The 9016-nt window shown below is 69.4% G+C and carries 7 protein-coding genes and 2 pseudogenes; 2 read left to right on the forward strand and 7 right to left on the reverse strand.

Annotation, left to right across the window (positions count from 1 at the left end):
- Nucleotides 1-257 precede the first annotated feature (257 nt).
- Nucleotides 258-1676, forward strand: a complete 1419-nt coding sequence (locus ACVW19_RS02415) for a sugar porter family MFS transporter (protein WP_457456125.1) — start codon at nt 258-260, stop codon at nt 1674-1676.
- Between the two features lie 328 nt (nt 1677-2004).
- Nucleotides 2005-2595, forward strand: coding sequence for a DUF6461 domain-containing protein (locus tag ACVW19_RS02420; protein ID WP_457456127.1), 591 nt, complete (start codon nt 2005-2007; stop codon nt 2593-2595).
- 5 nt (nt 2596-2600) lie between these two features.
- Here the strand turns inward: ACVW19_RS02420 and ACVW19_RS02425 are convergent.
- From ACVW19_RS02425 to ACVW19_RS02455, 7 genes and pseudogenes are all read right to left on the reverse strand, one after another.
- Nucleotides 2601-3764, reverse strand: a pseudogene (locus tag ACVW19_RS02425) (IS110 family RNA-guided transposase); the annotation flags it as partial.
- A gap of 21 nt (nt 3765-3785) precedes the next feature.
- Nucleotides 3786-3938: pseudogene (locus tag ACVW19_RS02430) on the reverse strand (IS3 family transposase); the annotation flags it as partial.
- Nucleotides 3893-4198: a hypothetical protein gene (locus ACVW19_RS02435; RefSeq protein ID WP_457456128.1), complete on the reverse strand. Its 306-nt coding sequence runs from the start codon at nt 4196-4198 to the stop codon at nt 3893-3895. The gene ACVW19_RS02435 and the pseudogene ACVW19_RS02430, both read right to left, overlap by 46 nt.
- A 110-nt stretch (nt 4199-4308) precedes the next feature.
- Nucleotides 4309-4866 (reverse strand): telomere-protecting terminal protein Tpg, encoded by a 558-nt coding sequence (gene tpg / locus ACVW19_RS02440; protein ID WP_457456130.1) that lies wholly within the window; start codon nt 4864-4866, stop codon nt 4309-4311.
- A gap of 6 nt (nt 4867-4872) precedes the next feature.
- Nucleotides 4873-7107 (reverse strand): telomere-associated protein Tap, encoded by a 2235-nt coding sequence (gene tap, locus ACVW19_RS02445; RefSeq protein ID WP_457456132.1) that lies wholly within the window; start codon nt 7105-7107, stop codon nt 4873-4875.
- Between the two features lie 991 nt (nt 7108-8098).
- The gene (locus tag ACVW19_RS02450) at nt 8099-8611 is read right to left on the reverse strand and encodes a GNAT family N-acetyltransferase (RefSeq protein ID WP_457456134.1); all 513 of its coding nucleotides are present in this window, start codon (nt 8609-8611) and stop codon (nt 8099-8101) included.
- Between the two features lie 107 nt (nt 8612-8718).
- On the reverse strand, nt 8719-8922 hold the full coding sequence (locus tag ACVW19_RS02455; RefSeq protein WP_042166983.1) for an MbtH family protein: 204 nt from the start codon (nt 8920-8922) through the stop codon (nt 8719-8721).
- Nucleotides 8923-9016 lie beyond the last annotated feature (94 nt).

The raw sequence follows: 9016 nt of genomic DNA on the forward strand, positions 1-9016 counted from the left end.
GGCTGCGCTGACTGGGAACTCCTGTGCCATGGACCCCGCGTGCCTTCGCGACTTCGGGGTAGTCGGATCATGTCCGATATTTGACTACAACATGTGAAAACAAGCCCGCTCGACGGGCGGCGAAATTTCGCAGCAGCAGGAATGCTGACTTCGATATGTGAAGAGATGGTCTCTGCAGCGTTGTTTTTGCCTTCAGGTTTCACCTGGAAGGGCTGACCCCACCCCGGCAGCGTTGCCGGTGCGCCCGAGGAGTACACGTGACCAGCACAGAGCAGGCCCCCAGGCCAGGATCCGGTACGGCTCATCCCGAACATCTCGGACACGTCATCTTCATTGCGGCGGCAGCCGCCATGGGCGGTTTCCTCTTCGGCTACGACAGCTCCGTGATCAACGGCGCCGTCGAGGCCATCCGGAGCCGCTACGGCATCGGATCCGCGGAGCTGGCCCAGGTCATCGCCATCGCCCTGATCGGCTGTGCCATCGGTGCCGCGACCGCGGGCCGCATAGCCGACCGCATCGGCCGCATCCGGTGCATGCAGATCGCCGCGACCCTGTTCGCCGTCAGCGCCATCGGCTCGGCCCTGCCCTTCGCCCTGTGGGACCTCGCCTTCTGGCGGATCGTCGGCGGCTTCGCCATCGGCATGGCCTCGGTCATCGGCCCCGCCTACATCGCCGAGGTCGCCCCGCCCGCCTACCGCGGCCGGCTCGGATCCTTCCAGCAGGCCGCGATCGTCGTCGGCATCGCCACTTCCCAACTGGTCAACTGGGGTCTGCTCCACGCCGCCGGCGGCGACCAGCGCGGCAACCTGATCGGCTTGGAGACCTGGCAGGTCATGCTGGGCGTGATGGTCGTCCCGGCCGTGCTGTACGGGATGCTCTCCTTCGTCATTCCCGAGTCCCCGCGCTTCCTGCTCTCCGTCGGCCGCCGCGAGCGCGCCCGCGAGATTCTCATCGAGGTCGAGGGCAAGGGCGTCGACCTCGACGCCCGCGTGGCCGAGATCGAGCACGCCATGAAGCGCGAGCACAAGTCCACCTTCAAGGACCTGCTCGGCAGCAGCTTCCTCTTCAAGCGGATCGTCTGGATCGGCATCGGCCTGTCCGCATTCCAGCAGTTCGTCGGCATCAACGTCGCGTTCTACTACTCCGCGACGCTGTGGCAGTCGGTCGGCATCAACCCGACGGACTCGTTCCTCTACTCGTTCACGACATCGATCATCAACATCGTCGGCACCGTGATCGCGATGATCTTCGTGGACCGCATCGGCCGCAAGCCGCTCGCGCTCATCGGCTCCTCCGGCATGGTCGTCAGCCTGGCCCTGGAGGCCTGGGCGTTCTCGCACCCGCTGGTCGACGGCAAGCTGCCGGCCACCCAGGGCCTGGTTGCCCTGGTCGCCGCCCACCTCTTCGTCCTCTTCTTCGCCCTGTCCTGGGGTGTGGTCGTCTGGGTGCTGCTCGGCGAGATGTTCCCGAACAAGATCCGCGCCGCCGCCCTGGGCGTGGCCGCCTCCGCCCAGTGGATCGCCAACTGGATGATCACCGCGAGCTTCCCGTCGCTGGCCGACTGGAACCTCTCCGGCACCTACCTGATCTACACGTTCTTCGCGGCGCTCTCCATCCCGTTCGTCCTGAAGTTCGTCAAGGAGACGAAGGGCAAGGCGCTGGAGGAGATGGGGTGACTCCCGGCACAGTCCCGAGGAGAAGGGCCCAAGTCCCCGCCGCCCCTCTCCTCGTCCCGTCCGCCGGGTTCGGCCCGATGCAGGACCACTTCCTCGGACGGTCCACCAACGCGACGGGCCGAATAATCCAGCCGTAGATCATGGCTTTACTGGCTGGGGTGCCCTGGGGTGTGCGTACGGCCACCAGTGGGCATCGGTGTGTGAAGACAGAGAAACAGCTGGTGGCCTCAAGCCCGCAGGACCGCTGGGTCGGCAAGCGCATCACCCCCTCTCGCCCGGCGTTCGCCCTGCGGGAAGTGTGCCGGTGGTGTGTGGCAGCATCCACGGCATGACGCGTACAGGGACAGGCCGTGGATTGGACTTGTTCCGAGAGGGCGATTTTCCCATTTATACGCTGACCTTCGTGCGGGACCTGCACCCTGCAGATCTGCTCACCCGCATGGGGGTGGATCCGGAGACCTTGGGGCTTCGCAGCGCCGTAGACCTGTCCGACGACTTGGGTGACGACCTCTTCGACGATGAGGAACCCGTCGTCATCAGCGGCATCGACGGCTCGTGGACGTGGGCATGGGAGCAGGGCGGCGTGCACGGACTCGATGAAAGGATCTTGCGTCACGTCTCCGCGGGCACTGAGGCCGTCGTGCTCCACTACAACGAGAAGCCGATGCACTGGTTCAGGTACGCGGTGGGCGGCGAGATCATCGTCGACTTCCACACTCTCCAGGCGATCGAACCGACCGGGCAGGACCCGGCAAGACTTGATGACGCCATGAGGCCCCTTGGGCTCATCCCTGGCCAGGTTGCGCCTCTGCACAGCGTCCTGGCATTGGCAGAGCACGCTTTTGACATCCGCCTGAGGCAACCCGACGACGTTGACGACGAGCGTTGGAGCGGCAGGCTGCATCCTCTGCCGGACTGAGAGCCTCAAGCGGCGGCCCTCAGCGCAGGAGTTGCAGAGAGAGGGAAGGCCGTGCCCTCGTCGTAGACGGTGCGCTTGTTGAGACAGCGGTGGAGGCAGCCGAGCATGCGGGTGAAGAGGTTGCGCTGGGCGGCGGTGTGGCGGTCTCCGTCGGCTCGTCGCCGGTCGTAGCGGGCCCGGGCGCCGGGTGAGGCGGTCAGGCTGGCGAAAGCCCGGACGTGGCCGACCGAGGCCAGACGCTGGTTCTTGACCCTGCGGGCCGTGACCGCGAGGTTTCTGCCGGACGCCCGGGTGACCGGTGCGGCCCCGGCGAAGGCCTTGAGCCCTTTCGCGTCAGTGAAGCGGGATCGGTCGTCACCGATCTCGGCGAGCACCCGGGCGCCGGTAAGAGACCCGGGGCCTGGGAAGCTGGAGATGATCTCGGCGTCCGGGTTCGTATCAAAAGACTCCACCGTCGCTTGGGTGAGGTCATCGACGCTGCTGCAGGCGGCATCGAGCTGTCTGAGCAGGGCGATGGCCTGCCGGCCCATGGCCTGCTCGACCTGCGAGGACTGGCGCATCTGCGGGATGCGCAGTGCGTCTCGGAGCCGTTCGGTTTCCGCCTCGATGCAGCGCTGGCGGCAGGCCTTCTTCAGAAGCGAACGCAGCTGGGTGCGGGTGAGCTTGGCCGCCTTCTCGGGGGTGGGGGCCGCGGCCAGCACGGTGCGGGCGACGCTGCTGCTGATCCCTTCGCGGGTGTGCTGGAAGGCTGCGAGGAAGCCGGGGAAGTATTCGTGCAGGTGGGAGCGGAGCTTGTTGCCTGCTTGCGTGCGGTCCCGGACGGCGTCCTACTGGGCGCGGGCCAGGATAGCGATGGCCTGGGCGAGTTCGCTGTCGTCGGGCAGGGGACGGTGAGCGGCTTTGTCCGTGCGCAGGATGTTCGCGAGCACCATCGCGTCGAGGTGGTCGGATTTCTTGCGGGTGACGGTGTAGCGGTCGCGGTAGCGGGCGGCGGCCGTCGGGTTGATGGCGTAGACGGGCCGGCCGGTGGCGCGGAGGCAGGCGACGAGAAGGCCGCGGGAGGTCTCGATCGCAACCGGGACCGGGGAGTTCGCGGTGTCGCCGTGGGTGCTGAGGAGTTCAAGGAGCTGGTGCAGCCCGTCGAGATCCTCGAAGAGGGCGAGGTTGGCCTCGGCCTGGGTGGCGAAGATCCGGCCGCGGATGCACTCGGTTTTGACCAGCATCCACGGGTTCTCCGCCAGGGCATTGTCGAACGAGTCGCCCACCGACCCCATGGACGCCTCAATTCCCGCCCGCATCAAGCGTGTGGTGAGCTTGATGGACGTGTACTGACAGCCGTGGTCGACACGTAGGAGTGCAGATCGGTCGCCTTCCGGAAGGCGAACACGGTGCGGGTGGTGCCGCGCGACCATTCCTTCTCGTTGCGGGAGGCACCTGCGGCCCCCACGGCCCGGTGAGCCGGTTCGCGGTCCAGCAGGTCGGGGAGGCGAATGACGAAGTCACGGTTCAGGCCGGGGACGGCGCTGGTCAGCTCCTGGCTCTCCGGGCGCGCCTGTGTCACCTTGCCCGGCTCCAGGGGGATCGAGTCCTGGAGGTCGATCATGTGGTGGAGTACGCGCAGGAGGGGCTCGGCACGGGCCGAGCGGAGCTCCTCCAGCGGCAGGGTCGCCGCGATCGTCAGCCCGATCTTCGGGTTCGCCGCGGTATGGCGCGCTACAGGTCGAACTCCAGGTGCTCGATGTCCGTGAGGCGGACCTCCTCCAGCTGGCCGGCACGGCGGCCGCCGTCCTGGAAGTAGACCTCCTTGAGGGCTTCGGCAGCGATCTCCTTGAGCTGCTGGTCGCCGGCGCCGGCCTGCTGGGCGTCGAAGAGGCGGGCGGCGTAGCGGGGCGGCAGGGCGACGGTCAGGTGCCGGATGCGGTCCTGGTCCGTCGACCCGATCGGCGCGGTGTAACCGAGGCGGGCGCGGGTGTCGATGACGATGCCGCCGGTGGTCGCCGCCTTCTGCCGCGCCTTGGCCCTCACCTGCGGCTGCCACCGCTTCTTCACCTCGCGCTCCAGGCGCGCGGCGAGCTCCGGACGCGGCTTTTTGATCTGGTCCCTCACGTACCGCTCGACGGTGCGCTGGGAGATCCGCAGCATCTGGGCGACCGCCTTGGTGCCCCCCAGCTGCTTGACCAGGTAGCGCATCTGCGCGGGCGCGCTCTTGGGCGTCGGGCGGGTGAACGCCTTTTGCACTGCGGCGTCCAGGCCGTCCCCGAACATGCTCATCGCCTGCTACTCCCCGTTGTCCTGGCCGGTGACGGTGCCGTCCTTGATGTACCGGGCGAGGTTGAGCTCCGGCGCGTTGAACCGCTCGCGGACCGCCTCGCCCCACAGCACGCTCTGGGTGCCTTCCCATTTCACCAGGCCCGGGTTGATGCCGAGCTTGAAGCCGCCGGGCAGCGGCTTGCCGTCCCGGTAGGGCAGGAAGTCCAGCGGGCTGGTGCCGTCGGCCGCGTACACGACGCAGTCGGACAGGATCGCGACCGGGTAGTCGCCGGTGAACGCCGCATGCTTGACGATCTTGCGGTGCAGGTTGATGCGGGTGCGGGAGATGACCGCCGCGCGGATGTCCGGCCGCCATGTCGGGCGGGACAGCGCGCGCCACGGCTCGCCGGGTCGCCAGCCCTCCCCGCGGGGCCGCTCGCGCAGCTTGCCCAGGCCGCCCTTCACCGTCGCCTTGATCGCCGAGACGACGACAGCCAGCTGAGGATCGCGCTCCCTGTAGCCGTCCATGGCCGCCAGGAAGCCTGCCGGCGACAGGGCCGCGTCCACGCCGAGGTCGGCCATCGTGGCGAGGTAGGCGTCGCGCAGCCGCTGGTACCAGCCGTCCAGGTAGCGGCCGTTGTCATAGCGGACCCACGCCTCGATCGGACGCACCTCGTAGCCCAGCTCCACCGCGTAGGCGACGGTGGGTGTCGCGTACCAGGCCGGGCCCCCGGGGCGTGCGCCCGTCGGCGTGAACGGGCTGGGCAGCAGACCGGCGTCCAGCTCCACCCACTTGTCCTTGGCGCCCTTCACGCGGGACAGGTCGACGTGGGACAGGTCGACCAGCCACGAGCCGGGCAGCTTCGGGTCGAACACTGGCTGCTTGACGTGCGTCGGCGAGCTGAGGCCGACGACCAGACCGTTGGCGCCGGCGGCGAAGGCCATGTTCACGTCGATGCCGACCAGGTTGCGGCGCATGCATTCATCGTCGGTCATCGGACGTGCCCAGTCGTACGCCTCCTCGAACAGCTTCTCCGCCGGGCCGCGCACATGGAAGCGCGACAGGTCCGCCAGCAGCGGGTGCCCGTCGGGGGCCTCGCACGGCGCGCAGTCCACCGGGTCCTTGCCCAGGCTGCCGGGGTTGTGCTCGGAGTGCCGCTTGCCGTTGGTGTCGGGCTCGGAGGCCCGGGTCGGCGGGTGCAGCGCGGTCATCAGCTCCAGGCCGGTGACGGCGGTGGAGCCACGCGGCGTCATCACCCGGGACGCGTACACGCCCAGCACCCGGGCGAGGTCCGCCGGCGGAAGCTGGGCGGCCCCGCCCCAGTGGCGGGAGTCGAGCGCCTGCCAGGACGGGACGCACAGTTGCACGCAGGCCCGCTCCGAACCGGTGGCGGGGCGGTAGATCCGCGCCCACGGCCCGAACCCGCGCTTCGTCAGCTTCCAGTCGGCGCGGACCAACTGCTTGACGACCTTGTGGCCGTCCGGGAGCCGCCCGGCGAGCCGCTCTTCCTCGGTGAGGGCGACCGGCAGACCGTAGCGCTCCAGCGCGGCCTCGGTGAGCACCAGCAGCGGGTCGGCGTCCTTGCCCGGCCCGGACAGCTTCGGCTGCCCCAGTTTCGCCTCGTGCAGCGTCCACTCCACCAGGGCCGGAAGCGACTTCGCGGGCACGTCCAGGACCAGGCCGCCGGTGCAGTGCGCCAGCACCTGACCGTCTTCGACATCGACGACGGCGAGCGGCCCGTTCTCAAAGCGCGCGTCGGCGCCGCCCACCGGAGTACCGGCCTGGGCCGCCTTCCGCGCACCCGGGCGGCGCGGCTCCGACGTGCTCCTGCCGGTGCGCACCGGACGCGGCGCGGCCGGCTCGGCAGAGGCGGGGGCGGTCTGCGCGTTCTCGTGTGCAGTCATGGCCGCGGCCTTCGGGGCCGGGCCTGTGGACGGAGTCTGCTCCGCCGGGGCGGCGGCCGTGCCGGTGAACGTGGCAGGTGCCGGGACTGTGGCGATCCGCTCCTCCGTTGCACTGGGCGCGGGGTAGAGCTCCGCGAGCTGCTTGAGCAGCCGTGCGTACGCCTCACGCTCCGGCGGGCGGGGCTCGGTCTTGCCGGACTCCCAGGCACTCACCGTGGCACGGCGCACCTTCAGCGCGGCCGCCACCTCGTCCAGTGTCAAGCCGTGCGCGGTACGCAGTCGCTTGCGCTCCTCCGTCGGCGGCAGCGCAGAGCGGGACGCGACCAGCGCGTCGACCGCGTCGAACAGCTCGGACATGGAACACCTCCTGGCCGGCACCCTATCCCGTGAACCGTACGAAGCACGCACTTTGTTCGTACGAAGTGCGCACGAAGTGCGGTCGATCGGTGAAGTGATGTCTCAAGCGGTGTGTCCTGGGCGAGGCGGCAGCATCCGCGGTCTGGGAAATCCTGAAGGAGGCCGGCAACGAGCCGGCGCCCGAGCGGGCCTCGAGCACCGGGGCGGGCTTCCGGCGCCCCCAGGCCGACGCGCTCCTGGCGTGCGACTTCTTCGAAGCCGGCACCCTGTCCGGGGCCCGCTCGTACTGTTCGCCGCGATCGAGCACGCGAACCGCCGGATCCGGATCCTGGGCGCGACCGCGCATCCAACCGCGTCCCGGGTGGTCCAGGCCGTCAAAAATCTTGTTACGGACCTCGAGGACGCGGGTATCGAGGTGGTGCTCAGCGGCGTCCGGACACCGTGAACGAACTCGATCATGGAGCGGTGGATGCCGACCTGCAGGCGAGAGCTGCTGGGCCGCACATTGATCTGGAACCAACGCCATCTTCTGCACGCCCTGCGCGAGTTCGAGACGTTCTGCAACAAGCACAGGCCGCACCAGGGCCTTGCGAACGCCCTCCCCCACCCACCCGCTGCCCGCTCCGATCGAGGACCCGGACCGGATCACCCATCTGGACATACGACGGCGGGCGCGACTTGGCGGCATCCTCCACGAGCACCACCATGCGGCCCGACCAGCCCTGACCAGCCCTGACCGGCATGGATGAGGCATTCGGCAGGCGCAGGGGCCGTCAACGAGTACCGATACACGGCTTGAGCTGCAGCGGTGACTTCACGAGCCCCACAGCATGGTCCGGGTTCGTCGCGGACCTCGGGCGGGGTCGGGGCTGACCTGTCCGTCCGAAGCCGCGGCACCAGCCGTCCCACACGGCCCGGACGCCCTCCCGGACCCGGCCACGACCGGGAGGGCACGGGACGGCACCGTGACGTTCCGGGCCGGCTCCCGGTGTCAGTTCGGGTCCGTCGTCGAGATGACCACCAGTTTGGTCACGGTGCCGTCGTCGCCGACCACGTCGCGCACGTGCCGGCAGCCCAGTCGGCGGCACAGTGCCAGGCTGGCGGTGTTGTCGGCGCCGACCATGCCGTAGGCCTCCTTCAGGCCCAGGTTGTCGGCGGCGTGGCGGAGCAGGCCGCGGATCACTTCGGTGCCCAGGCCCCGGCCCCAGTACCCGGGGGCGAGGGCGGTGATCAGTTCGTGGCCGTCGACGTTGCCGGTCTTCTTCACCTCCGCGTGGCCGACGTAGGCCTCCTCGCACCACAGTCCCCACACGTCGAACCTGTGCTGCGGGTAGACATCGGTGAGGATGGCGCGGAACAGCGTGCGGACGTCGGCCTCCGGCACGCGTTCCTGGCCCATCCAGCGGCAGACCTCCTCGTCGCGCAGCAGGGCCACGAAGACGTCCTCGTCCTCGGGGCGGTAGGGCCGGAACGTGAGTCGTTCGGTGTGCAGGATCGGTGTCATGGCGGCTCCTCGGGACGGGCGGGCGGGCGGATGGGCGGGCAGGGCCGAGGCCGGGGCGCGGTGGTGGCACGCACCCCGGCCTGTGCTTCGTGGCGGTGCGGGACGCGTCAGGCTTCGGCGTTCTCCATGCGCTCCCGCAGGCTGCGCGGGCGCATGTCGGTCCAGACCTCGTCGACGTAGGCGGAGCACTCCGCCTCCGTTCCCTCCTTGCCGACGGGCTGCCAGCCGGCGGGCACCTCGACGTCGACGGGCCACAGCGAGTACTGCTCCTCGTCGTTGCGCAGCACCTGGTAGCGGGTGTTCTCGTCCATGTCTGTCGGTCTCGCTCTCTCGGGTCGGATGAGTGGCAGGCAACGGGATGCTGGTGTGGTGCCCGGCGGTGGGGCGCGGGCCGCGGGGCGGGGC

The organism is Streptomyces sp. TE5632 (assembly GCF_054061295.1).